The 23,299-nt window shown below is 71.2% G+C and carries 18 protein-coding genes and 4 pseudogenes; 16 read left to right on the top strand and 6 right to left on the bottom strand.

Annotated features, from left to right (window positions below):
• The first annotated feature begins 36 nt into the window (after positions 1 to 36).
• On the top strand, positions 37 to 270 hold the full coding sequence (locus tag ACZZ0J_RS04630) for a DprA-like winged helix domain-containing protein (RefSeq protein ID WP_463438138.1): 234 nt from the start codon (positions 37 to 39) through the stop codon (positions 268 to 270).
• 25 nt (positions 271 to 295) lie between these two features.
• A complete protein-coding gene (locus ACZZ0J_RS04625; protein WP_463435118.1) occupies positions 296 to 1,234 on the top strand; it encodes a tyrosine recombinase XerC in 939 nt (312 codons plus the stop codon).
• 371 nt (positions 1,235 to 1,605) lie between these two features.
• On the opposite strand, the gene ACZZ0J_RS04620 is transcribed toward ACZZ0J_RS04625, so the two are convergent.
• Entirely contained in the window at positions 1,606 to 2,250 is a 645-nt protein-coding gene (locus ACZZ0J_RS04620) for a murein hydrolase activator EnvC family protein (RefSeq protein ID WP_463435116.1), read from the bottom strand.
• Positions 2,251 to 2,637: 387 nt separating this feature from the next.
• On the opposite strand from ACZZ0J_RS04620, the gene ACZZ0J_RS04615 reads away from it, so the two are divergent.
• From ACZZ0J_RS04615 to ACZZ0J_RS04570, 10 genes and pseudogenes are all read left to right on the top strand, one after another.
• A complete protein-coding gene (locus ACZZ0J_RS04615; protein WP_463435114.1) occupies positions 2,638 to 4,080 on the top strand; it encodes a sugar porter family MFS transporter in 1,443 nt (480 codons plus the stop codon).
• 311 nt (positions 4,081 to 4,391) lie between these two features.
• Positions 4,392 to 5,318 carry a 30S ribosomal protein S2 gene (rpsB, locus tag ACZZ0J_RS04610; protein ID WP_111086086.1) on the top strand — a complete coding sequence of 309 codons (927 nt, stop codon included), beginning with the start codon at positions 4,392 to 4,394 and terminating at the stop codon, positions 5,316 to 5,318.
• An 82-nt stretch (positions 5,319 to 5,400) separates the two neighbouring features.
• A complete protein-coding gene (gene tsf, locus ACZZ0J_RS04605; RefSeq protein WP_111086087.1) occupies positions 5,401 to 6,228 on the top strand; it encodes a translation elongation factor Ts in 828 nt (275 codons plus the stop codon).
• Between the two features lie 126 nt (positions 6,229 to 6,354).
• Positions 6,355 to 7,074: a UMP kinase gene (pyrH, locus tag ACZZ0J_RS04600; RefSeq protein ID WP_463435112.1), complete on the top strand. Its 720-nt coding sequence runs from the start codon at positions 6,355 to 6,357 to the stop codon at positions 7,072 to 7,074.
• Between the two features lie 47 nt (positions 7,075 to 7,121).
• Positions 7,122 to 7,676 carry a ribosome recycling factor gene (gene frr, locus ACZZ0J_RS04595; protein WP_111086089.1) on the top strand — a complete coding sequence of 185 codons (555 nt, stop codon included), beginning with the start codon at positions 7,122 to 7,124 and terminating at the stop codon, positions 7,674 to 7,676.
• 175 nt (positions 7,677 to 7,851) lie between these two features.
• Entirely contained in the window at positions 7,852 to 8,685 is an 834-nt protein-coding gene (locus ACZZ0J_RS04590) for a phosphatidate cytidylyltransferase (RefSeq protein ID WP_461964453.1), read from the top strand.
• 90 nt (positions 8,686 to 8,775) lie between these two features.
• Positions 8,776 to 9,324 carry a DivIVA domain-containing protein gene (locus ACZZ0J_RS04585; protein WP_123339824.1) on the top strand — a complete coding sequence of 183 codons (549 nt, stop codon included), beginning with the start codon at positions 8,776 to 8,778 and terminating at the stop codon, positions 9,322 to 9,324.
• A gap of 60 nt (positions 9,325 to 9,384) precedes the next feature.
• Positions 9,385 to 10,380 carry an aggregation-promoting factor C-terminal-like domain-containing protein gene (locus ACZZ0J_RS04580; protein WP_463435110.1) on the top strand — a complete coding sequence of 332 codons (996 nt, stop codon included), beginning with the start codon at positions 9,385 to 9,387 and terminating at the stop codon, positions 10,378 to 10,380.
• A gap of 12 nt (positions 10,381 to 10,392) precedes the next feature.
• On the top strand, positions 10,393 to 10,695 hold the full coding sequence (locus ACZZ0J_RS04575) for a hypothetical protein (RefSeq protein WP_235035894.1): 303 nt from the start codon (positions 10,393 to 10,395) through the stop codon (positions 10,693 to 10,695).
• Positions 10,692 to 11,424: pseudogene (locus ACZZ0J_RS04570) on the top strand (alpha/beta hydrolase). Before ACZZ0J_RS04575 ends, ACZZ0J_RS04570 begins: the two are co-directional and overlap by 4 nt.
• Before the next feature lie 91 nt (positions 11,425 to 11,515).
• Here ACZZ0J_RS04570 and ACZZ0J_RS04565 read toward each other — a convergent pair.
• Together ACZZ0J_RS04565 and ACZZ0J_RS04560 are read right to left on the bottom strand one after the other, a co-directional pair.
• On the bottom strand, positions 11,516 to 12,679 hold the full coding sequence (locus ACZZ0J_RS04565) for a coiled-coil domain-containing protein (protein WP_463435108.1): 1,164 nt from the start codon (positions 12,677 to 12,679) through the stop codon (positions 11,516 to 11,518).
• Positions 12,680 to 12,890: 211 nt separating this feature from the next.
• Entirely contained in the window at positions 12,891 to 13,355 is a 465-nt protein-coding gene (locus tag ACZZ0J_RS04560; protein ID WP_463435106.1) for a DivIVA domain-containing protein, read from the bottom strand.
• A 184-nt stretch (positions 13,356 to 13,539) separates the two neighbouring features.
• On the opposite strand from ACZZ0J_RS04560, the gene ACZZ0J_RS04555 reads away from it, so the two are divergent.
• From ACZZ0J_RS04555 to ACZZ0J_RS04540, 4 genes and pseudogenes are all read left to right on the top strand, one after another.
• Positions 13,540 to 13,893 carry a hypothetical protein gene (locus ACZZ0J_RS04555; RefSeq protein WP_463435104.1) on the top strand — a complete coding sequence of 118 codons (354 nt, stop codon included), beginning with the start codon at positions 13,540 to 13,542 and terminating at the stop codon, positions 13,891 to 13,893.
• A 192-nt stretch (positions 13,894 to 14,085) separates the two neighbouring features.
• Positions 14,086 to 14,679, top strand: a complete 594-nt coding sequence (locus ACZZ0J_RS04550; protein ID WP_463435102.1) for a hypothetical protein — start codon at positions 14,086 to 14,088, stop codon at positions 14,677 to 14,679.
• 5 nt (positions 14,680 to 14,684) lie between these two features.
• A complete protein-coding gene (locus tag ACZZ0J_RS04545; protein WP_463435100.1) occupies positions 14,685 to 15,278 on the top strand; it encodes a hypothetical protein in 594 nt (197 codons plus the stop codon).
• Positions 15,265 to 16,279, top strand: a pseudogene (locus ACZZ0J_RS04540) (tetratricopeptide repeat protein). Before ACZZ0J_RS04545 ends, ACZZ0J_RS04540 begins: the two are co-directional and overlap by 14 nt.
• Positions 16,280 to 16,364: 85 nt before the next feature.
• On the opposite strand, the pseudogene glgB reads toward ACZZ0J_RS04540, so the two are convergent.
• The 3 genes and pseudogenes from glgB to ACZZ0J_RS04525 form a co-directional block, all read right to left on the bottom strand.
• Positions 16,365 to 18,913, bottom strand: a pseudogene (gene glgB, locus ACZZ0J_RS04535) (1,4-alpha-glucan branching protein GlgB).
• Positions 18,910 to 20,876 (bottom strand): annotated as a pseudogene (locus tag ACZZ0J_RS04530) (maltotransferase domain-containing protein). The pseudogenes glgB and ACZZ0J_RS04530 overlap by 4 nt, the downstream one beginning before the upstream one ends.
• Positions 20,877 to 21,179: 303 nt before the next feature.
• Positions 21,180 to 23,243 (bottom strand): glycogen debranching protein, encoded by a 2,064-nt coding sequence (locus ACZZ0J_RS04525; RefSeq protein WP_463435098.1) that lies wholly within the window; start codon positions 23,241 to 23,243, stop codon positions 21,180 to 21,182.
• Positions 23,244 to 23,299 lie beyond the last annotated feature (56 nt).

The raw sequence follows: 23,299 nt of genomic DNA, 5'->3' as shown, positions 1-23,299 counted from the left end.
CAGCTCGTCGTGCACCCGGGGGACCTGGTCGCCGCGATGCGTCCCGAGGCCGCATCCGGTTCGACCGCGGCGGCGGACGAACCCCTCGTGTCGGTCCAGCGCGATCCCGAGGTCGTCCGGGTCCTCGACGCGCTCGGCCGTCGTGCCCTGCCGGAGGCCGAGATCGCTCGACGGTCCGGGCTGTCCGGAGCGGCGGTGGCGGACGCCCTTGCGCTCGCGCAGTTGCAGGGGCTCGTGGCGCACAGCAGCGGCGGGTGGGGCCGCGCATGACGTCGGCCAGCCGTACGCTGACGACGTGGCGGACCGAACAGAGCAGCAGGAAGAGCGACTCGTGGCAGCGGTCGACTCGTTCCTCGGGCACGCTCGACACGCCAGGGGGCTCAGCGAGCAGACGCTCCGCGCGTACGCGAACGACCTCGACCAGTTCGTCGGGTTCGCCGCGCGACGCGGCGTCGTCGGCATCGACGGGGTCGACCTCGAACTCCTCCGTGACTGGTTGTGGGAAGCCGACCAGCGGGGGCTCGCACGGTCGACGATCGCCCGCCGGTCGTCGTCGGTGCGGGCTTTCACCCGGTGGGCGAGCGAGACCGGGGTGACCGCGACGGACGCCGGTGTGCGGCTCCGTGCGCCGAAGGGCGGCGCGCACCTGCCGCGGGTGGTGTCGGCCGACCAGGTCCGTGGCATGCTCGACGGCCTCGCGGCCCGTGCGGCGACCGACGACCCCGGGGCGCTGCGTGACCTGGCGCTCGTGGAGCTGCTGTACGCCGCGGCCATCCGGGTGAGCGAGCTCGTCGGCATCGACGTCGCCGACGTCGATCGCGGGCGGCTCACGGTCCGCGTGCTCGGGAAGGGCGGGAAGGAGCGGGTCGTGCCGTTCGGCGTCCCGGCCCGTGATGCACTCGAGGCGTGGACGTCGCGGGGGCGTCCGACCCTCGCGGCGCGGGCCGATGCACCGAGCACGGCACTGTTCCTCGGCGACCAGGGTGGCCGGCTCGGGGTGCGCAGTGCGTACCGCGTGGTGGCTCGGCTGCTCGGGGACCTTCCCGGCGAAGGGCCGAGCGGACCGCACACCTTCCGGCACACCGCGGCGACGCACCTGCTCGACGGGGGAGCTGACCTGCGGGCGGTGCAGGAGATGCTCGGGCACGCGAGCCTCGGGACGACGCAGATCTACACGCACGTGTCCTCGGCACGGCTGCGCGAGGTCTACCGGACGGCTCACCCGCGCGCTTGACGGTGCGATCGCCGGACCGGCGCCGCCCCCGCGTGATCGCCGGACCGGCGCCGATCGACCGCCCGACCTGCGCCGATCGACCGCCCGACCGGCGCCGATCGAACGCCCGACCTGCGCCGAGCGACCGCCGGACCGGCGCCGCGCACTCGTGCGACTGCGAGGCGCCGGAACGTTGGAACGATGCGACCGTGCGACCGTGCGACCGTGCGACCGTGCGACCGTGCGACCGTGCGACCGTGCGACCGTGCGACCGTGCGACCGGCTCGACGCGCCTGACGCGCCTGACGCACGCCCACGCACCCGGTCAGCCAGCGGGCCGACTGACGCCGCACGTCGCACGTCGCACGTCGCCCACCGCTCGTCGCCGACGCTCACCCCGGCCAGGCGGACTCCGGCAACAGCACGGGCCACTCGGCCGCCGGAAGGTACGGCGTCGGGTCCACGTAGCGGCCGTCGATCCGCGCGCCGAGGTGCAGACACGCGGCCGAGGCCGGGCAGTGCCCCACGGACACCCGGCCAACCGGATCACCCTGTCGGACGTCGTCCCCGGCAGCGACGAGTGGCTGCACTGAGTCGAGGGTGCTGACGAGCCCGCCGCCGTGGTCGATGGTCACGACGCTCCTGCCGCCGACGGGTCCGGCGAACGCCACGGTGCCGTCGTCGACCGCCGCCGCAGTCGTGCCGAGCGGTGCCGGGACGTCGAGCCCGCGGTGACCGGCGGCGTAGTCGTCGGACGGTGGCTCCCACCCGCGCTCGACCACCCGCGTTCCGGTCGGCCAGATCCACGGGTCGGCAGCACGAGTCGCCGCCGTGCGGTCTCGCTGGTCGTGCACGTCCTCCGGCGCGGGCCCAGGTGCGGCCAACCACGCGGTGGCCACCCCGAACACCCCGTGCGCCCCGAACGCCCCGGGCGCCCCGAACGCCCCGGGCGCCCCGAACACCCCGAACGTCCCGATCACCACCACCATCGCGACGACCGGGGGGAGCCGAGTGCCGGAGCCGGGGAACAGGACCATGCCGCCACTCTGTCCGCCCCGGACCGGCCACACGACCCAGGTGAGGCGGTCCGTGGAGGGTGGGGCGGGCCTCCCGGCCTGTGGAGGGACGACGGGACCGCAGCGAACACGCATGCGGACGCGTCTTGCGACGAAGCACGAGGTGATCACCGCGTGGACTGTCGGAACGGTCGTGCGCAGGCCCACGCCCCGACCCGAACACCCCGACCCCACGCCCCAACCCGAACCCCGCCCGGCCCCGACACCCGCGCCCGGTTATGACCACATCCGCCACGAGGAGTACAGTCGGGGCCGCTCCGGACCACGCAACGCCGCACGGACGGCGAACGAGCCGACCGCCGGGGCACCGTGCCCACAGCAGCACGGCCGGCAGAACCCAGGAGCATCGTGTCCAACACAGCCACCGGGCACGGCGAGGACCGTGCGTTCAAGGGGAAGGTCACCGCGTTCGCCATCGCAGCAGCGGTGGGCGGTTTCCTCTTCGGTTTCGACTCGTCGGTCATCAACGGCGCCGTCGAGGCCATCAAGGGCGAGTTCGGCCTGTCCGAGGCGGCGAGCGGCTTCGCCGTCGCGTCTGCCCTCATCGGCTGTGCGTTCGGCGCCTACTTCGCCGGTCGACTCGCTGACCGCTGGGGCCGCACCCGGGTGATGTTCTGGGCCGCAGTGCTGTTCCTGGTGAGCTCGATCGGCTCCGGCTTCGCGTTCGCCACGTGGGACTTCGTCCTGTGGCGTCTCGTCGGCGGGCTCGGCATCGGTACGGCGTCGGTGATCGCGCCGGCGTACATCTCCGAGGTCTCGCCGAAGGCGATCCGCGGGCGCCTGGCCTCGTTCCAGCAGCTCGCCATCACGCTCGGTATCTTCGCCGCGCTGCTGTCCGACCAGTTCTTCGCGGTCACCGCCGGTGGCGCCTCCGAGGTCGTCCTCGGCCTGCCGGCCTGGCGCTGGATGTTCCTGGTCGGCGTGATCCCGTCGGTGGTCTACGGCATCCTGGCGATCACGCTGCCGGAGTCGCCGCGGTACCTGCTCGCCAAGGGGCGGACGGAGGACGCCCGCGCGGTCATGACGAAGATCGTCCCGCGCGACACGGTGAACACGAGCCTGGAGGAGATCCAGGACGGCATCAAGAAGGAAGCCAACGAGAAGAAGGGCTCCATCCAGGGCAACCGCTTCGGCCTGCAGCCCATCGTCTGGGTCGGCATCATCCTGGCCGTGCTGCAGCAGTTCGTCGGCATCAACGTGATCTTCTACTACTCGACGACGCTGTGGCAGGCGGTCGGGTTCAAGGAGAGCGACTCGTTCCTCATCTCGACGATCACGTCGGTGGTCAACGTCGCCGTGACCTTCATCGCGATCTTCCTGGTCGACAAGGTCGGTCGGAAGCCGCTGCTCGTCACCGGTTCCGCCGGCATGTTCGTGTCGCTGGCGATGGTCGCGATCGCGTTCTCGCAGTCGACGATCGTGGACGGCAACCCGAGCCTGCCCGGCTCGTGGGGCGTCATCGCCCTCATCTTCGCGAACCTGTTCGTCGTGTCGTTCGGCGCGACGTGGGGTCCGCTCATGTGGGTGCTGCTCGGCGAGATGTTCCCGAACCGCATCCGCGCCACGGCGCTCGGCATCGGCTCGGCCGCCAACTGGGTCGCGAACTTCATCGTCACGATCACCTTCCCGGTGCTGTCCGGCTTCAACCTGACGGTCACGTACGGCATCTACGCGCTGTTCGCGCTCATCTCGTTCTTCTTCGTCATCGCGAAGATCCCCGAGACCAAGGGCCGCTCGCTCGAGGAGATGGGCATCTCCGCCGAGGGCGACACGGTGAACGCGAAGGCGTGATCAGACGCGCCTGACACACCCAGAACACCGGACAGGAGGCCCGGATCACGTCAGCCGGTCGGCGCGCGTGATCCGGGCCTCCTGTCTGCTAGCATTTCTCCAGCAGTGCGCTGATGCGCGCTGACTTCGCGTGTCCACAGGGTCGTCAACGGTTCGCCGTCTCCGACCCGGCACCCGACCACCGGTCCCGCTCTCACGAGCGGGCGGTCGCGTGCCAGGACACCAGGGATCACGACCTCCGGTCGTGCTCGACACAACCGCAACAGGGCACAGCACAGCTGTGCTCCGAGAACACAGAAGGAGGACGGCACATGGCCGTCGTCACCATCCGCCAGCTGCTCGACAGCGGCGTCCACTTCGGACACCAGACCCGTCGGTGGAACCCGAAGGTGAAGCGCTTCATCCTCGCCGAGCGCTCGGGCATCCACATCATCGACCTGCAGCAGTCGCTGGCCTTCATCGACCGCGCGTACGACTTCGTCAAGGAGACGGTCGCGCACGGTGGCACGATCCTCTTCGTGGGCACCAAGAAGCAGGCACAGGGCTCCATCGCCGAGCAGGCGACCCGCGTCGGCCAGCCGTACGTCAACCAGCGTTGGCTCGGCGGTCTGCTCACGAACTTCCAGACGGTCTCCAAGCGCCTCGCGCGCATGAAGGAGCTCGAGGAGATCGACTTCGACGACACGACGAAGGGCTTCACCAAGAAGGAGCTCCTCATCAAGAAGCGCGAGCTGGACAAGCTCCACAAGACCCTCGGTGGTATCCGCAACCTCACGCGGACCCCGAGCGCGCTCTGGATCGTCGACACCAAGAAGGAGCACCTCGCCGTCGACGAGGCGCAGAAGCTCGGTATCCCGATCATCGGCATCCTCGACACCAACTGCGACCCCGACGAGATCACGTACCCGATCCCGGGCAACGACGACGCGATCCGCTCCGTCGGTCTCCTCACCCGCATCGTCGCCGACGCCGCGGCCGAGGGCCTGAAGACCCGCCACAACGGTGGCGACGACGAAGAGGCCGCAGAGCCCCTCGCCGAGTGGGAGCAGGAGCTCCTCGGTGGCGACGCCGCGACGCCGTCCGCCGACGCCGCTCCCGAGGGTGCGACCGTCGAGGAGAACAACGCTGACGCGCAGGTCGCCGCGAAGGAGATCGGCGAGCCGATCGCCGACGACGCGAAGAACGCGGAGCCGACGGCTGAGGCCGAGGCAGCCGCGGAGACCACCCCCGCCGAGTGACCTGTCGCAGGCGCCGGACCCGGTCGGGTCCGGCGCCTGCTTCACCACTCTCCACACACGTACCGTCCAGAAAGGACAGTCAATGGCAAACTTCACCGCTGCTGACGTGAAGAAGCTCCGCGAGGACCTCGGCGCCGGCATGATGGACGCGAAGAACGCGCTCGTCGAGGCCGACGGCGACTACGACAAGGCCGTCGAGCTGCTCCGCATCAAGGGTGCGAAGGCCGTCGCCAAGCGCGACGACCGTGCCACCTCCGAGGGCGTCGTCGTCGCGAGCTCCGAGAACGGCGCCGCCACGGTCGTCGAGCTCGCGAGCGAGACCGACTTCGTCGCGAAGAACGAGAAGTTCACGACGCTGGCCGACAAGGTGCTCGGGGCCGTCGCGGCCGCTGGTGCAGCTGACGTCGCCGCCGCGAACGCCGCCCCCGTCGACGGTAAGACCGTCCTCGAGGTCGTCAACGAGTCGGCCGCCGCACTGGGCGAGAAGCTCGAGGTCCGCACGGTCCGCCGTGTCGAGGGCTCGGCCTTCGAGATCTACCTGCACAAGACCAGCCAGGACCTGCCGCCGCAGATCGCCGTCGTCATCGCGTACGAGGGTGACAACGCTGCCGAGGCCCGCTCGATCGCCCAGCACGTCGCGTTCGCGAACCCGACGTACCTGACCCGCGACGAGGTGCCCGCCGACGAGATCGCCAAGGAGCGTGCGACCGTCGAGGCGATCACGCGCGAGGAGGGCAAGCCCGAGGCTGCGCTCCCGAAGATCGTCGAGGGTCGGGTGAACGCCTACATCAAGCAGGTGTCGCTCCTCGACCAGGACTACGCGAAGGACAACAAGATCTCCGTCGCGAAGGCCGCCGAGAACGCTGGCATCACGATCCAGGGCTTCGCCCGCGTCAAGGTCGGCGCGTAACGAACCCGTGACGGGGTCAGGAACCAACCAGGTTCCTGGCCCCGTTTTTCGTGCCTCCGGGCGCGACACACACGCGACACATCCGCGAGTACATTTCCACGAGACCACGACGAAGGGTGCGATCAGATGACCGACGAGAAGACCGGACGACGCCGCGTACTGCTGAAGCTGTCGGGGGAGGCCTTCGGGGCCGGATCGCTCGGCGTGAACCCTGACGTGATCGGGGCCATCGCCAAGGAGATCGCCGTCGCCGCGCGCGAGGTTGAGATCGCGATCGTCGTCGGCGAGGGCAACTTCTTCCGCGGCGCCGAGCTCTCGCAGCGCGGGATGGACCGCGGCCGTGCCGACTACATGGGCATGCTCGGCACCGTGATGAACGCGCTCGCGCTGCAGGACTTCCTCGAGCAGGCCGGGGCCGCCACGCGCGTGCAGTCGGCCATCGCGATGACCCAGGTCGCCGAGCCGTACATCCCGCGGCGCGCCGAGCGCCACCTCGAGAAGGGCCGCGTCGTCATCTTCGGTGCCGGCGCCGGCCTGCCGTACTTCTCGACCGACACGGTGGCCGCGCAGCGAGCACTCGAGATCAAGGCCGACGAGGTCCTCGTCGCCAAGAACGGTGTCGACGGCGTGTACACGGCGGACCCGAAGAAGGACGCCACGGCCGAGAAGCTGCACCACGTGACCTACCAGGACGCGCTCCTGAAGGGCCTGAAGGTCGTCGACGCCACCGCGTTCTCGCTCTGCATGGACAACGGCATGCCGATGCACGTCTTCGGGATGGAGGGCGAGGGCAACGTCCAGGCCGCCATCCGTGGGGAGCGCATCGGCACGGTGGTCAGCAACTGACCCGCACCGCTGACTAGACTCGACGCCAGTACCGAAGGAGTAACACCGTGATCAGTGATGTCCTGACCGAAGCCACCGAGAAGATGGCGAAGGCTGTCGAGGTCGCCAAGGACGACTTCTCGACCGTCCGCACCGGCCGCATCAACGCGGCGCTCTTCCAGAAGATCCCGGTCGAGTACTACGGCACGCCGACGCCGCTCGCGCAGCTCGCGTCGCTGCAGACGCCCGAGGCCCGCACGCTCATCGTGACGCCGTACGACAAGACGGCGCTCAAGGAGATCGAGCGCGCCATCGCGACCTTCCCGAACCTCGGCGCCAGCCCGACGAACGACGGTGACATCGTCCGCGTGACGATCCCGGAGCTCACCAAGGACCGCCGCAAGGAGTTCGTCAAGCTCGTGCGGACGAAGGGCGAAGACCACAAGGTCGTCATCCGGAACATCCGCCGCAAGGCCAAGGACGACCTCGACGCACTCAAGGGTGAGATCTCGGACGACGAGATCTCGCGCGGCGACAAGGACCTCGAGGCCCTGACGAAGAAGCACGTCGACCAGATCGACGAGTCGCTGAAGAAGAAGGAAGCCGAACTCCTCGAGGTCTGATGCGCCGCCCGGACCAGGGCGGTGAACGCCCCACAGCAGAGCACGGACCCGACCAGACCGGGCCCGTGAAGAAGGGCTCCGCCAGGACTTCGATGCGCGTGCCCGAGCGGCCCGCACCGACTTCGAGGCGCAGCTCCGGCAGCGCAAGGCCGACTTCGGTGCGCGCAACGAGGCCCTGACGGCGCGGACCGGGCGCAACCTGCCGGCGGCGATCGGCATCGCGCTCGCGTTCGCCGTGGTCATGCTCGGCACGCTCCTCATCTGGCCGCCGTCGTTCATGGTCGTGGCGGCGTTCCTGCTCGGCGTCGGCGTCTACGAGCTGACGAGCGCCATGCGCTTCGCCGGCCGTGACGTCCCGCGGATCCCGAGCGTCGCCGTCGCGATCGCGATCGTGCCGGCGGCGTTCCTGCTCGGGCAGGTCGCGGCACTGTTCACGCTGCTCGGTGGAATCGTCCTGATCAGCCTCTGGCGCCTGGTCGAGGTCGCGCTCTCGCGGCAGAAGCCGTCGGCGGGCGACGTGTTCCGCGACGTCACGAACGGCTTGTTCGTGCAGGCGTACATCTCGTTGCTTGGCGCCTGTGTCGTCCTGCTCTCCGCGCAGTCGCAGGGCAACCTCTGGGTGATCGGTTTCATCCTCGTCGTCGTCGCTGTCGACACCGGTGCCTACGCCACCGGGTTGAACCTCGGCAAGCACCCGATGGCGCCGCGGATCAGCCCGAAGAAGACGTGGGAGGGCTTCGCCGGGTCGGTCGCAGCGAGCATCATCGTCGGCATCCTGGTGGCCTGGCTCATGCTCGGTCTGCCGTGGTGGACCGGCGTCGTGCTCGGCGTGCTGATCTCCGGGTCGGCGACCCTGGGCGACCTCACCGAGTCGATGATCAAGCGCGACCTCGGCATCAAGGACATCTCGTCCTTCCTGCCGGGGCACGGCGGATTGCTCGACCGCATCGACAGCATCCTGCCGTCGGCCGCCGTCGCCTACGTGCTGTACCTGATCGTCAACCACTGACCGACCTTGACCGACTTCGTCGGCCCACCCTGAGCGCCGCCCTCAGCGCGTCCAGGTTGTGCCACGGGTCGGGACTGGCAGAATGACGCCGTGGCCACCACCTTCCCGACCGCAGCTCGCTCCGCCCTCGGATACGACGTCGACGAAGTCGAACGTTTCCTCGAGGACGCCCGTCGTGCGTACTCCGCGGACGACAGCGCCCCCGGCATCGAGGCTGCGAAGATCCGCGCCACCGCGTTCTCGATGCGCAAGGGCGGCTACTCCACCTCGCACGTCGACGCAGCGCTGGAGCGCCTCGAGGACGCCTTCGCGGCACGGGAGCGTGAGCGGGAGATCGGCGACGCCGGACAGAAGGCCTGGTACGCCGAGGCCCGCACGAAGGCCTCCGACGTCGTGGCCCGCCTCGAGCGCCCGGACGGTCAGCGGTTCAGTCGGGTGAGCGTGCTCGGCACCGGCTACCACCCGAAGGACGTCGACGCGTTCGCGGCGCGCCTCGGCGGCTACTTCCGCGAGGGCAAGCCGCTGAGCCTCACCGAGGTGCGATCGATCGTGTTCCGCCCGAAGCACGGGGGCTACCGCGAGGGCCAGGTCGACGCGCTGCTCGACGCCGTCGTCGAGGTCATGCTCGCCGTCCGCTGACGACGCGCTGCACCCAGGTGCTTCGCTTTCCGTGATCGTTCCGTTACCCTGGTCCTACTCATGGGCAGGCACACGGCAGACCACAGCTCCGACCGCGATCTCCGCGAGCACCTGAGCCTCCAGGCTTCGGGTGAGCGCCGCGCGGCACTGAACCGAACCCGTACGGCAGACACCTCGGTGCTCCAGGCGAACCCGCAGGTCCTGCCGGAAACCGGTCCGGTCGCGACGCCGAAGTCCGTCGCAGCGAACCGCGTGTCCGACGAACGCATCGCCGCGTTCGCGCACGAGGCCCCCGCGGCCCGGGTCGACCCGCGCGCCGCGAAGCAGCAGAACGCCACGGCGATCCAGCGCACCGCGACGGCGCAGCAGCCGACCCGTGGCGCAGCCGCCGCGGTCAACGCCTTCGCACGAAAGCGTTCCTCGGTTCCGGCGTTCTCGTTCGTCGGGGTCTTCCTCTTCGTGGGGGCGTCGCTCTTCAACCCGCTCCAGGCCGACGTCGCGCAGGCCGCCGTCGACACCCCGGTGCTCGTGAAGACGCCCCAGGCCCCGCAGCAGTACACCGCACACGGCACCTACGGCGACGCCGCTGCCGACCGCGACGGCTACGGCGTGACCGTGCCGGCCCCGAAGGTCGTCAAGCCCGTCGTCGAGGAAGAAGCCGACGACGACGCCACCACCGACGAGACGACCGACGCCGCCGCGACCGAGAGCGTCTCCGCCGCGAACACGCTGGCTGCCGTGGCCGCGACGCCCGACGCGGGCAGCGCACAGGCCATCGCCCTGCAGCTCGTCACGGCCCAGGGCTGGGGCACCGACCAGTACAACTGCCTCGTCTCGCTGTGGAACAAGGAGTCCGGCTGGCGGGTGAACGCCTACAACCCCAGCGGTGCGTACGGCATCCCGCAGGCGCTCCCGGGCAGCAAGATGGCGACCGCCGGTGCCGACTGGCAGACGAACCCCGCAACGCAGATCACGTGGGGTCTCAACTACATCGCCGGTGTCTACGGCACGCCCTGCGGCGCCTGGGGCCACAGCCAGGCGAACAACTGGTACTGATCGGCAGTTGGGGTGCCGCGCAGCAACCGGCCGCGGCGTCCCCGTGGTCGCGACGTCGAGCCTGACGAGGACACCGGCCTCGACCGGCTGATGAGCTCGTGGAAGCGCACCGAGGTGCGTCGCGGGCGAGAGTACCTCGTCCAGCCCGTCTCCGCGGCGTCGGCGCAGAAGGAGTACGTCTGCCCCGGGTGCGGCGGCACGGTCCTGCCCGGTACCGCACACGTGGTGGTCTGGCGTTCCGACGGGGTCCTCGGCGACGCTGCTGACCTGGCATCACGCCGACACTGGCACAACCACTGCTGGAGCATCGCATGACCGACGACGGCGAGATCCGATCCGCCACGCAGCTGCCCGCTCGCCGCACCGACGTCGAGCTCGTCACCGACGACCACCTCACCCTGGTCGGGGAGCTCGCCGAACCGGAGGCGCGCCCGGCACGGGGAACCGTCGTGACGCTGCACCCGCTGCCGACCGCGCACGGCTTCATGGACTCGCACGTGCTCAAGAAGGCCGCCGCGCGTCTGCCGGCCCTGGCGGACATCGCGGTCCTGCGCTTCAACTTCCGGTCGGTGACGTCACCACGCGGCACGTCGAGGGTGTGTTCGGTGAGGGTGTCTCCGAGGGCTTCGACCTGCGCGCCGCCGTCGCCGAGGTGGTCGACCGTGGTCTGCCGACGCCGTGGTTGGTCGGATGGTCCTTCGGTACCGAGGTGATCCTCAAGCACGCGCTGGAACACGTCGAGGCCGGCACCGTGGCGGGCGTGGTCCTGCTCTCGCCGCCGCTGCACCGCACCACGGAGGACGAGCTCGCGCGCTGGGCAGCCGTGGACGTCCCGGTGGTGGCCCTGGTGCCCGAGCACGACGACTTCCTGCAGCCCGACGAAGCGATCGCCCGGTTCGCCGTCGCCCCGAACGTCCGGGTCGTCCCGATCGAGGAGCGAAGCACCTGTGGGTGGGGGAGCGGTACGTCCGGATCGTCCTCGACGCCGTCGCCGACCTCGTCGTGCCGGGCAGCGCGCCGCTGCCGACGCACTGGCCGGTCTGACGGCACTCGCCGGTTCGGCGATCGGTGCGTGCCCACCTCGGTGCGGTGGGCCGACCGGGAGGCGCGACCCGCGCCTCCCGGTCGGCTCGCGTCAGCGTTCGGTCGCGTCCACTGCGTCGTCGCCTGCTCCGGGAGCGGTGCCGGGTGCGGTCCCCAGCAGGCCGGTCGCGTGCGTGAGCACGCCGCGCAGGTTCTCCAGGTAGCCCGCCACTGCCTCGCGCTCGGTGCGGATCGCCGACAGCCGGTCCTCGGCCTCGGCGGTGATCGCAGCCGTGCGCTCCTCGGCATCGGAGACCATGCGGTGCACGCGGTCCTGGGCGTCCGCGACGATGGTGCGGGCGTGCTCCTGCGCGTCGGCGGTGCTGGTGCGCTCGAGGTCGTCGGCTTCCTGCTGGAGCCGTTCGGCGCGCTCACGGGCCTCGGTGGCACGGCGCGTGGCCTCGGCGAGCTGCAGGTTCGCCTCGTCGAGGTACTTCTGCGTCTCGGTGACGGTCTCGTGGTGCTTCTGCAGGTAGTCCTGCTCGGCGTCGTCCCGTCGTGAGGCGAGCTCGGACTCGAGCGTCGTGCGGGCCTCGTCGCGCTCGCGGGCGACCTCGGCTCGGGCCTCGTCACGTTCCTTGGCCAGGTCGGCGCGGGCCGTGTCGATCTCCTGACGGAGGGCGGTGCGCTCGGACTCGAGCGTGTCGAGCTCGGCGGAGCGGCGGTCGGCGATCTCGGTGTCGACCTCGGCGTGCTCGCGTTCGCGGCGGGCAGCCAGGGTGTTCTCGTGCTCGCGGTCCGCGCGTTCGGCGGCGGCATCGGCCTCGGCGCGCTCCCGCTCGATGCGGGTGTCGTGCTCCTCGAGCTCGCGTGCGATGCGGTCGGCGGTCTCCTGCACGAGCCGCTCGTTCTCGACGCGCGTCTGTTCCTCGTCGACGCGCAGCTGCGCACGCAACGCCTCGGCTTCCTGTGCCAGGGCGGTGCGCGCCGAGGCGAGCTCCCGGTCCCACTCGGCACGGGCAGCGGCGAGTTCCTCGTCCACGACACGGCGGCGGTCGGCGAACTCGCCGTCGATCTCGGCGCGGCGTCGGTCGACCTCGGCCTGCAGCTCGGCGCGGCCGGTCTCGATCGCCAGGGCGTGCGCCTGCTGCTGCTCGTCGCGCTCCCGGTGCCACGCAGCACGCCCCTCGGCGACCTCGCGCTCGAGTGCCTGACGGCGGGTGGACTCCTCGTGGTCGAGGTCCTCGACCCGGCGGGCGTGGTCGGCCTCGAACACCGAGCGGCGGTGCTCGGTCTCGCGGTCGAGGTCGGCCGCGGCGGTGCGGAGTCGGCCGACTCCCGCTGGGCGACCTCGCGCAGCTCGGCGACCTCGTGCTCGACCTGGGCGCGCAGGGCGTTCGTCTCACGGATGGCGACGGAGCGGACCTCGGCGGCCTCGGTCACCGCGGCACCCCGGATGGCCGCGGCCTCGTTGCGGGCGTCCTGGGTCAGCAGGCCGGCTTCGGCACGGGCACGCTCGACGGTGTCGGCGGCCTCGGCACGAGCACGGGTGAGTTCGTTGGTGGAGCGGGTGCGGGCGTCCTCGAGGGTGTCGCGGGCTTCTTCCTGTGCCTCGCGCACGGTGCGGTCGGCCTCGGCCCGGCTCGACGCCCGCAGGCGCTGTGCGTCGATGTCCGCCTGGCTGATGAGGCGGGTGGACTGCTCCTCCGCCACGCGCAGGGTCGACTCGAGTCGTGTGCCCAGGCCGCTGTAGGTGGGGTGCCGGCCTCGTCGAGCTCGCCCTGGAGCTCGGAGACGCGGGACTGCAGGAGACGGATCTCCTTGCGCAGCGCGTCGGCACGGTCGGTGTTCGACTTGATGAGCTCACGGCGCAGGTCGTTCAGTGAGCGGTCGACGTCGTCGCGGCGGTACCCGCGCAGCTCGGTCCCGAACTCTGCCTCGTCGTTCGCCACGTGTCGCTCCTGGGTGCTCGGCGGAGGGCCCGATCCGGCCCGCGGTCGATTGTAGTGGTGGCCCGACGGGGTCGTCTGAGTCCGACGACAGCCCGGATGGATGCGCTGCTCAGCCATGCTCGCTATCCTGAGTCGCTGATTCGCGCGCCGACATCCCCACCCCGGCGCGGTAGGGAGAGTGTTCGTGCGATTCGTCCTGGCGATCGTCAGTTTCGTCATCGGCCTGCTGCTCGTCGCGTTGGCGGTCGGACAGCGGACCGTGTTCGCTCCGCCGTCCTCGCTCGTCGCGGACAGCTCGACCACCAGCTCCGCTCCGGTCACCGTGATCCCCGGGTCGACGCTCAACGCGAACCCCGGCTACCAGCGCATCAACGTGTCCGGCTCCGGCAAGGTCTTCGCCGCGTACGGCAAGACGGCCGACGTCGACGCGTGGGTCGGAGACGCCGAGCACCACGCTCGGGTTCGACGCCGAGAGCGCGAAGCTGGTGGGCAAGACCACCGGCTCCGAGGCGTCCGTCCCGTCGCCGAAGGGCAGTGACCTCTGGTACCAGGAGTACGACGGCTCCGGGCAGTTCACAGTCCGTCTGCCGCAGGACGTCTCGGTCCTCATCGTGAGCGACGGCACCGCCGCCGCCCCGAGCGGCGTCTCGGTCACCTGGCCGAAGGACACCGCGACGCCGTCCGTCGGGCCCTGCTGGTCGCCGGTGGCGTCTTCGCACTCGGCGGCATCGTGCTGCTGGTCCTGGCGTTCCTGCACCAGCGCCGCGGTCGTGGGCCGCGTCGTCGCAGCGGCGGCACCCGACCGCCGCGCGTGCGGGCCTCGCGTCGCGCCGCCGCCGCCGGTGCCCAGGTCCCGACCCGGGGCCGCCGCGGATCGCGCGCGTTCATCGCGGTCCCCGTGGTCCTCGTCGGCACGCTCGCCCTGGCCGGCTGCTCGTCCGACTACTGGCCGCAGGGCGGGGACCCCTCGCTCGCGACCCCGACCCCCACGGCCAGCGCGACCGGCGCGGCGGAGACCACCGAACCCACGGCGGCGACCAAGCAGCAGATCACCCGCGTGGTCGAGCGGATCGCAGCCGTCGCCGACAAGGCCGACAGCGCCCGCGACACCGACCTGGCGACGACCCGGTTCACCGGTGCCGCGCTCGACCTGCGGACGGCGAACTACGCCATCCGCGGCAAGGACTCCGAGGTCAAGGCACCGCCGGCGATCTCCGCCGGTCAGGTGTGCGTCGCGCTGCCACAGCAGACCGACACGTGGCCGCGCACGGTCTTCGTGATCGTCGCCGAGGACTGCGACGCCAAGTCGGCACCGCAGGCCTGACGCTCGTGCAGGACACCGCGCGCGACCCGTACAAGGTCGCCTACGACGTCTCGCTCGAGGCCGACGCCAAGATCCCGAGCCTCGCACCGACGTCGATCGGCGCGGCGCTCCTGGCCCCGCAGTCGAAGCTCCTCGCGATCGCCCCGGACCAGGTCGCGACCGCCTACGGCGACATCCTGTCCAAGGACTCGAAGAGCGAGTACGCCGACCTGTTCGCCACCGAGGGTGACGGCCTCCGCACCACCATCGGCAAGGCGTACAAGGACAAGAAGGCGGAGTCCCTGCCGGACACGGCGAAGATCGAGTACTCGTCCGAGGCCCCGGAGGACTCCGCCGTCGCCATCGCGACCGACGACGCCGGCGCGCTCGTCTCCGCCGACCTCAACGAGATCGAGAAGGTGACCCCGACCGCCTCCGGCGCCGAGGTCAACACCGAGGGTGCCGTCAAGGCACTGTCCGGGGTCGGCACGAGCAAGAAGGGCATCAGCGCCACGTACGGCGTCCAGCTGCTCTTCTACGTGCCGCCGGTCGCCTCGGATGACAAAGTGGTCCTGCTCGGGTTCACGCAGGGCCTGACCGCAGCGAGTGAGGTGCAATGAGCAACATCCCCCGACCCCGTCCGGGCTCCGCGGAGCCGTGGACCTGTCGTCCCTCGTCGACCGCGCACAGCGGCCGCCCCAGCCGCCCGCCGGTGCTCCGGCGCAGGCGGGAAGCCCGACCGGTGCAGCAGCGCCGGGCACCGAGACCGGCGGCGACCTGACCGTCCCGTCGCTCGTGCTCGACGTCACCGACGACACGTTCCAGGACGTCCTGGAGCTGTCGTCCGTGGTGCCGGTCATCGTCGACATCTGGGCCGAGTGGTGCGGGCCGTGCAAGCAGCTCTCGCCGATCCTCGAGCAGCTGACCGCCGAGTACGGCGGGCGCGTGCTGCTCGCCAAGGTGGACGCCGACACGAACCCACAGCTCGTGCAGGCGTTCCAGGCGCAGTCGATCCCGACCGTCGCCGCGCTGATCGGCGGACGCCCCTCCGGGCTCTTCGTCGGCGCGCTGCCCGAGGCGCAGGTCCGCGACGTCTACGAGCAGGTGCTCCAGGCAGCCGAGCAGAACGGCGTCTCCGGTCGCGTCACCGTGGACGGTGCCGCCGCGCCGGACGACACCGCCGAGCAGGGCGAGCCGGAGCCGGAAGCGCTGCCGCCACACCACCAGGCCGCGTACGACGCGATCGAGCAGGGCGACTACGCCACGGCGATCACCGAGTACAAGACCGCGATCCTGCAGGACCCGCACGACCAGATGGCCGTCGCGGGGCTCGCGCAGGTGTCGCTCCTGGACCGGCTGAACGGCCACACCGCCGACGAGATCCGTGCGCTGCCGGTGCGGGTCCACGGACGTCCAGGCGCAGCTCGCGGTTGCCGACCTCGACATCTCCGGCGGCCACGTCGAGGACGCCTTCGGGCGCCTGCTCGACCTGGTACCGACGGTGTTCGGCGAGGACCGTGAGGCCCTGCGGGTCCGCCTCGTGGAGTACTTCGAGCTCATCGGGACCGACGACCCGCGCGTGGTCGCGGCCCGCCGTCGCCTGGCGAGCGCTCTGTACTAGCGGTCCGCAACCGACGGACGGGAGGCCCGGTAGCTGGCACCGGGCCTCCGTCCGGCTGTCGGTCGCGTCCAGGACGCGGATGACGCTAGCGCGCGAGCTTGAGCCAGACGGCGCCGAGCGGCGGCACCACGAGGTGCCGCCGACGCGGGGCGGCCGGCCCACGGGGTGTCCTCGGCGGTGACGACGCCGAGGTTGCCGACACCGGAGCCGCCGTACTCCGCGGCGTCGGTGTTGAGCACCTCGTGCCACTCTCCGGCGCTCGGCAGGCCGAACCGGCGCTCGACGGGCACGCCCGAGAAGTTCACGAACACCGCCAGCCGGTCGTCGCCGTCCTTGCGCAGGAACCCGAGTGTCGAGTGGGGGCGTCGCCGCCCTCGATCCACTCGAAGCCGTCGGCCGTGCTCGTGCGTCCAGAGCGCGGGCGTGTCCTTGTAGACCCGGTTCAGGGCGGCGACGAGGTCCTGCACACCGCGGTGCCCGGGCTGGTCGAGGAGCCACCAGTCGAGCCCCTTCGCCTCGGACCACTCTGCGGGCTGGGCGAACTCCTGCCCCATGAAGAGCAGCTGCTTGCCGGGGTGCGCCCACATGAACGCCAGGTAGGCCCGGACGTTCGCGAGCTTCTGCCACTCGTCGCCGGGCATCTTGCCGTAGAGGAACCCTTGCCGTGCACGACCTCGTCGTGGCTGATCGGCAGGGTGAACTGCTCACTGAAGGCGTAGACGAGCGAGAACGTGATCTCGTCGTGGTGGTAGCTGCGGTACGCGGGGTCGCGCTGCACGTACTCGAGCGAGTCGTGCATCCAGCCCATGTTCCACTTCTGGCCGAACCCGAGCCCACCGGCGCTCGTCGGCTGGGTCACGCCGGGCCACGAGGTGCTCTCCTCGGCGATCATCACGATGCCCGGGTAGCGCTTGTACGCGGTGGCGTTCGTCTCCTGCAGGAACGCGACGGCGTCGAGGTTCTCGCGGCCGCCGTGGATGTTCGGCAGCCAGTCGGTGCGGGAGTAGTCGAGGTACAGGATCGAGGCGACGGCGTCGACGCGCAGGCCGTCGATGTGGAACTCCTCCAGCCAGTACAGGGCGTTGGCGACCAGGAAGTTCCGGACCTGCGGCTGCCCGAAGTCGAACACGTACGTGCCCCAGTCGAGCTGCTCGCCGCGGCGGGGGTCCGGTGCTCGAACAGCGCGTGGCCGTCGAAGCGTCCGAGTGCCCACTCGTCCTTCGGGAAGTGTCCGGGGACCCAGTCCATGATCACGCCGATGCCGGCGGAGTGCAGGCGGTCGATCAGGTACCGCAGGTCGTCGGGGGAGCCGTAGCGTGCGGTCGGGGCGTAGTACCCGGTGACCTGGTAGCCCCACGAGCCGCCGAACGGGTGCTCGGCGAGCGGCAGGAACTCCACGTGCGTGAAGCCCGTGTACTGCACGTGCCCGATGAGCTGGTCGGCGACCTCGCGGTACGACAGCCCGGGGCGCCACGAGCCGAGGTGGACCTCGTAGACGCTCATCGGCTGGTCGTGCGTGGTCGTCTCCGCGCGGCGTTCCATCCAGGCGCGGTCGCCCTCGGACCACGTGTAGCTCGACTCGGTGATGACCGAGGCGGTGGCCGGGCGATCTCGGCCTCGCGGGCGAACGGGTCCGCGCGCTCGACCCAGCCGGAGTCGGTGAGGATCTGGAACTTGTACCGCTGCCCGCGACGGCTCCGGGCCAGAACAGCTCCCAGACGCCGAGGTCGCTCAGGCGGCGCATCGCGGTGGTGCGGCCCTCCCAGCCTTCGAAGTCGCCGATGACGCGCACGGCGGTGGCCCAGGGTGCCCACACGGAGAACGCGACGCCGTCGACGCCGTCGATCGTGCGGACGTGCGCGCCGAGGTGGTGCCAGAGCTGCTCGTCGCGGCCCTCACCGAACAGGTGCAGGTCGAGCTCGCCGAGCGTCGGGGCGAACCGGTACGCGTCGTCGGTCGTCCAGGTGGCGTCGTCCTCTTCCGAGGACCCGTCGAAGTCGTAGTCGGCCTCGACCCGGTAGCGCCCGAGCTCCTCGGCGGTGGCACCGGCCCAGAGACCGTCGCCCTCGTGGGTCAGCTCGACGTCGTCGCCGTCGAGCCGGACGAGCCGGACCGCCTGCGCCAGGTGGCGCACCACGCGGACGCTCGTGCCACCGTCGACGGCGTGCGGGCCGAGGACGTCGTGGGGCTGGGACCAGCGGCCCTCGGCGACCTGTTGGCGCAGCCACTGCTCGACCAGGCCGGGCGCGGGCCCGTGCTGTCGGCGGTGGCGGGCTCGGGAGCCGGCGGCGTCGGAGAGGCGGTCGACGGCGCAACGGTGGACGGGCCTCCGGTCGGAGTGCTCGAGGACGCGACGGCGTCGACGGACGGTACCCGCGGGTGCGTCGCGTCGGCGGGGTGCCCCGCCAGGGTGGCGGACTCGGCGACCCCGCGGTCGGGCGCCTCGCGCGGTGCAGCGGGAGCGCCTGGCAGGTCCTCGTCGGGGGCGGAGACCCGCGGCTCGTAGCGCGGCTCCGGCTTCGCGTCGGACGGTGTCCGCGCGGGCACGGGCGGCGGCGGGGGCGGTACAGGCGGTACGGCGGGGCCGCGGCGCGACGGCGGGGTCGGCTGGGGTGCGGTCGGGTCGTTCGTCATCGGTGCAGTCCTTCCACGACGAGCAGGTGCACGGGTTCCTGGAAGGCGTCCAGGCGGACGTAGTTCGACGCGCCCCAGACCCAGCGCTGCCCGGTCACGACGTCGCGGACGTCGAACCGGCTGTCGGCCGGCAGACCGAGCGCAGCGAGGTCCAGGTGCACGGTGGTCTCACGCGCCGAGTGCGGGTCGACGTTCGCGACGACGATCACGGTGTCGGCGTGCCCGGAGCGGATGAACTCGCCGGACAGGTGCTTCGAGTACACGACGGTCGCCGGGTCGTCGGCGGCGTGCACGTGCAGGTTCCGCAGCTGGCGGAGGGCGGGGTGCGCGGCACGGAGCCGGTTGAGCATCGTCACGTACGGAGCGAGCGACGCGCCCTCGGCCTCGGCCAGGGCGAAGTCACGCGGCTTGTACTCGTACTTCTCGTTGTCGATGTTCTCTTCCGAGCCCGGTCGGGCGACGTCCTCGAACAGCTCGTACCCCGAGTACATGCCCCACGTCGGGGCGCCCGTCGCAGCGAGCGCGGCACGCACCTTGTAGCCGGCACGACCACCGAACTGCAGGTACTCGGTGAGGATGTCCGGCGTGTTCACGAACAGGTTCGGGCGCAGGTAGTCGCTCGTCTCGTGCGACAGCTCCTCGAAGTAGGACTCGATCTCTTCCTTCGTGTTCCGCCACGTGAAGTACGAGTACGACTGCTGGAACCCGACCTCTGCCAGTGCGCGCATCATCGCCGGACGGGTGAACGCCTCGGCCAGGAACACTGTGTCCGGGTGCTCGTCGCGGACCTCGCGGATCACGCGCTCCCAGAACCAGAGCGGCTTGGTGTGCGGGTTGTCGACCCGGAAGATCCGGATGCCGAAGTCGATCCAGTGCCGCAGGACGCGCAGGACCTCGGCGACCAGGCCCTCGGGGTCGGAGTCGAACTGGATCGGGTAGATGTCCTGGTAGCGCTTCGGCGGGTTCTCGGCCGTGGCGATCGAGCCGTCGGCGCGCTGCGTGAACCAGTTCGGGTGCTCGGTGACCCAAGGGTGGTCGGGGAGCACTGCAGCGCGAAGTCGAGCGCCACTTCCATGCCGGTGTTCTTCGCGGTCTCGACGAAGTCGCGGAAGTCGTCCTCCGACCCGAGGTCGGGGTGGATCGCGTCGTGCCCGCCCTCGGGGGAGCCGATCGCCCAGGGGCTGCCGGGGTCGTGCGGCCCGGGGTGAGCGTGTTGTTCGGGCCCTTGCGCGCGGTCGTGCCGATCGGGTGGATCGGCGGCAGGTAGACGACGTCGAAGCCCATCCGGGCGACGGCGGAGCGGACGGCGAGCCGAGGTCCGGAAGTCGCCGCTCTTCCACGAGCCGTCCGGGTTCTTCTTCGCGCCTTCGCTGCGGGGGAAGAACTCGTACCAGGCGCCGACGCCGGCGCGGGTGCGCTCGACGTCGAGCAGCTGCGTCGGGGAGTGCGTCCGGAGCGAGGTGAGCAGGGCTTCCTCGACCTCGGCAACGATGCGCGGGTCGTCGACGGCGGCCAGGCGCTCGGCCGGGTCGAGGTCGGTGTCGCGCACCTTCGCCGCCGCGCGGGTGGCGGCGGAGGAGTCGGTCTCGTCGGCGAGCCGGTCGAGCAGCAGGGCGCCGTCGAGGAGCGTCGCCTCGGTGTCCACCCCGGCCGCGATCTTCAGCCGTGCGGCGTGCAGCCGCGTCGCCCAGTCGTCGGAGTAGGACTCGACGTGCCAGGTCCAGACGCCGACGTGGTCGACCTGGACGGTCGCCTCGTACCGGTCGGTCCCGGGCGCGCCGAGGGCCAGGGGGACGGTCCTGGTGCCCCCGTCCGGGCGTTCGAGGACGAGGTCGGCGCCGATGATGCCGTGTCCTTCTCGGAAGACGGTCGCACCGAACGTGATCACCTCGCCGTCGAACGCCTTGCCGGGGAACCCGTTCGGCGTCCTCGGTGCGAGCTCGGTGATCGGGATGCGCCCGATCTTCGGTCGGCGGGGTCGGTCTGCGGTGGCCACGGAGCCGACGCTACCCGGCGAGCGCCTCCGCGTTCCCCGGAATCCGCCCGGACGTTCCCGGAACGCGTGTCGTGTGGACAGCTCGTCGGTCGCTCGTGCCGGTGGAGGGACGGACGGGAGGCGCGTGGCGGGGCCGCCACGGGCCTCCCGTCCGACCGCCGGTTGGGACCACGTTGCGCCCCGCCGTGGTCATCGCGCCCCGACTCTCCGGGGCGCGATGACGTTGACGGGGCGCCGCGCGCGAGCGCGCGAGCGCCCGAACGCCCGGCGCTACGCCGGCTCGAACAGGTGGATGCCGGGGCCGTACGCGGTGAACACCTGGCCGGCGGGGCGGAGCCGCTCGTGGTCACGGTGCTTCTCGCTCGACCACGCGAGGCGGTAGCCGAGGACGTCCTCGCGCACCGGCAGCGTCAGGTCACGTGTGCGCCCGCTGCCGTGGACGACGACCAGCACGCGGTCGTACGGCTCGTGCTCGGGCGTCGACTCGGCGAAGTACTGCAGGACGCGGTGCACCGGCTGGTCCCAGCCCTCGATGGTCATCGGGTGCCCGTCCGGCCCGTACCAGGACATCCGCGAGGCGCCCGGGGTCTCCTGCCCCTCGACGCCGAAGCGCGTCGGCCGGAGTGCGGGGTGCGCCTGCCGGAACCGGGCGAGCGCGGCGACGGCCTCGGTCATCGACTCGGCGTCCTCGTCATCGGACCAGTCCACCGGGGTGAGGTCGTCGGACACGACGTACGCGCTGTTGTTGCCGTGCTGCGTGCGGCTCCGCTCGTCGCCCGCGGTGAGCATCGGCACCCCCGCGGAGAGCAGCAGCGTCGCCGCGAGGTTCCGCATCGACCGCCCGCGCGCTGCCCGGACGCCGCGGTCGGCGGTGTCGCCCTCGATGCCGTGGTTGAACGAGCGGTTGTCGTTCGAACCGTCGCGGTTCTCCTCGCCGTTCGCCGCGTTGTGCTTGCCGTCGTACGACACCAGGTCGAGCAGCGTGAAGCCGTCGTGGGCGGTGACGAAGTTGACGCTCGCGAGCGGACCGCGGTCGGCGCCGAAGACGTGGCGCGAGCCGGTCAGTGCTCCGGCGAGGGCGCCGATACCGGTGCGGGGCATGCCGTTGCGGCGTTCCTCGGCGATGTCCGTCAGCCAGAACTGGCGGACCGTGTTGCGGAAGCCGTCGTTCCACTCACCGGTGCGGTCGCCGGCCGCGCCGAACGAGCCGGTCTTCCAACCGTCGGGTCCGACGTCCCACGGCTCGGCGATGACCAGGGTGTCCTGCAGGTCGGGGTGGTTCCGGATCCGCTCGAGCAGCGGGTGTTGCGGATCGAAGACGTGGTGGGCGTTGCGGGCGAGCGCGGCCATCAGGTCGAAGCGGAAGCCGTCGACCTGCACCTCGCGGGCCCAGTACACCAGGCTGTCGACGATCAGGTCGGCGGTGGACTCCACCGAGGTGTCCAGGGTGTTCCCGCAGCCCGTGGTGTCGTAGTAGGTGTCCCGGAACGGCGGCGCGGCCTCGGTCCAGCGGTACCGCTCCGCGCCGTCGATGCCGCGGAGGCTCGTGGTGGGTCCGCCGAGGCCCTCTTCCGCAGTGTGGTTGTAGACGACGTCGAGCACCACCTGGATGCCCGCTTCGTGCAGCAGCCGGACCATGCCCTTGAACTCGCGCAGGACCGCGGACGCGCCCTCCGCCCGTGCGGGAGCCGAGGCGTGCGCGGCGTGCGGCGCGAAGAACCCGAGCGTGTTGTAGCCCCAGGCGTTCTCGCGGCCGGCGTCCCGCAGCCAGTTCTCGGTGTCGAACGCGTGCACCGGCAGGAGCTCGAGCGTCGTGACACCGATCCGGTGCAGGTGGGCGATGGTGCTCTCGTGCGCCACCCCGGCGTACGTGCCGCGCAGGTGCTCCGGCAGGTGCGGGTTCGCGGCGGTCAGGGTGCGGACGTTCGCCTCGTAGACCACGGCGCGGTCGAGCGGGACCGTGGGCTTGACGACGCCGCCCCAGTCGAAGGCGTCGTCCACGACGACGCTCGTCCAGCGGGGCGTCCCGGGCCCTGTCGGTGCGATGCCGCGGGCGTACGGGTCGAGCAGGGGGCGTGTCGGGTCGAACTCGTTGCGCGGTCCGACGGGCCCGTCGACGATCAGGTGGTAGCGGTCACCCGGGGCGACGCCTGGGGTCTCGGCCGTCCACAGGTCGGTCGCCGGCAGCCGCTCGAGCGGGTACCGGACCGGCTGCCCGCCCGCTCGCTCGACGACCACGACGACGGCCGTGGCGGTGGCGGACCGCAGGGAGAACCGCGGGACGTCGGCCCCGAGGTCGAACCCCGGGGTGTGGTCGATCGCTGTCTCGTGCACCCGACAAGGGTACGAGGACCGGCGCGTATCCTGGACACCGCTCGTTCCAGGGGGTG

Source organism: Curtobacterium sp. AC272, from assembly GCF_979258155.1.
The sequence above is the reverse complement of the archived record's forward strand: the minus strand, read 5'-3'. Positions and strand labels throughout refer to the sequence as shown.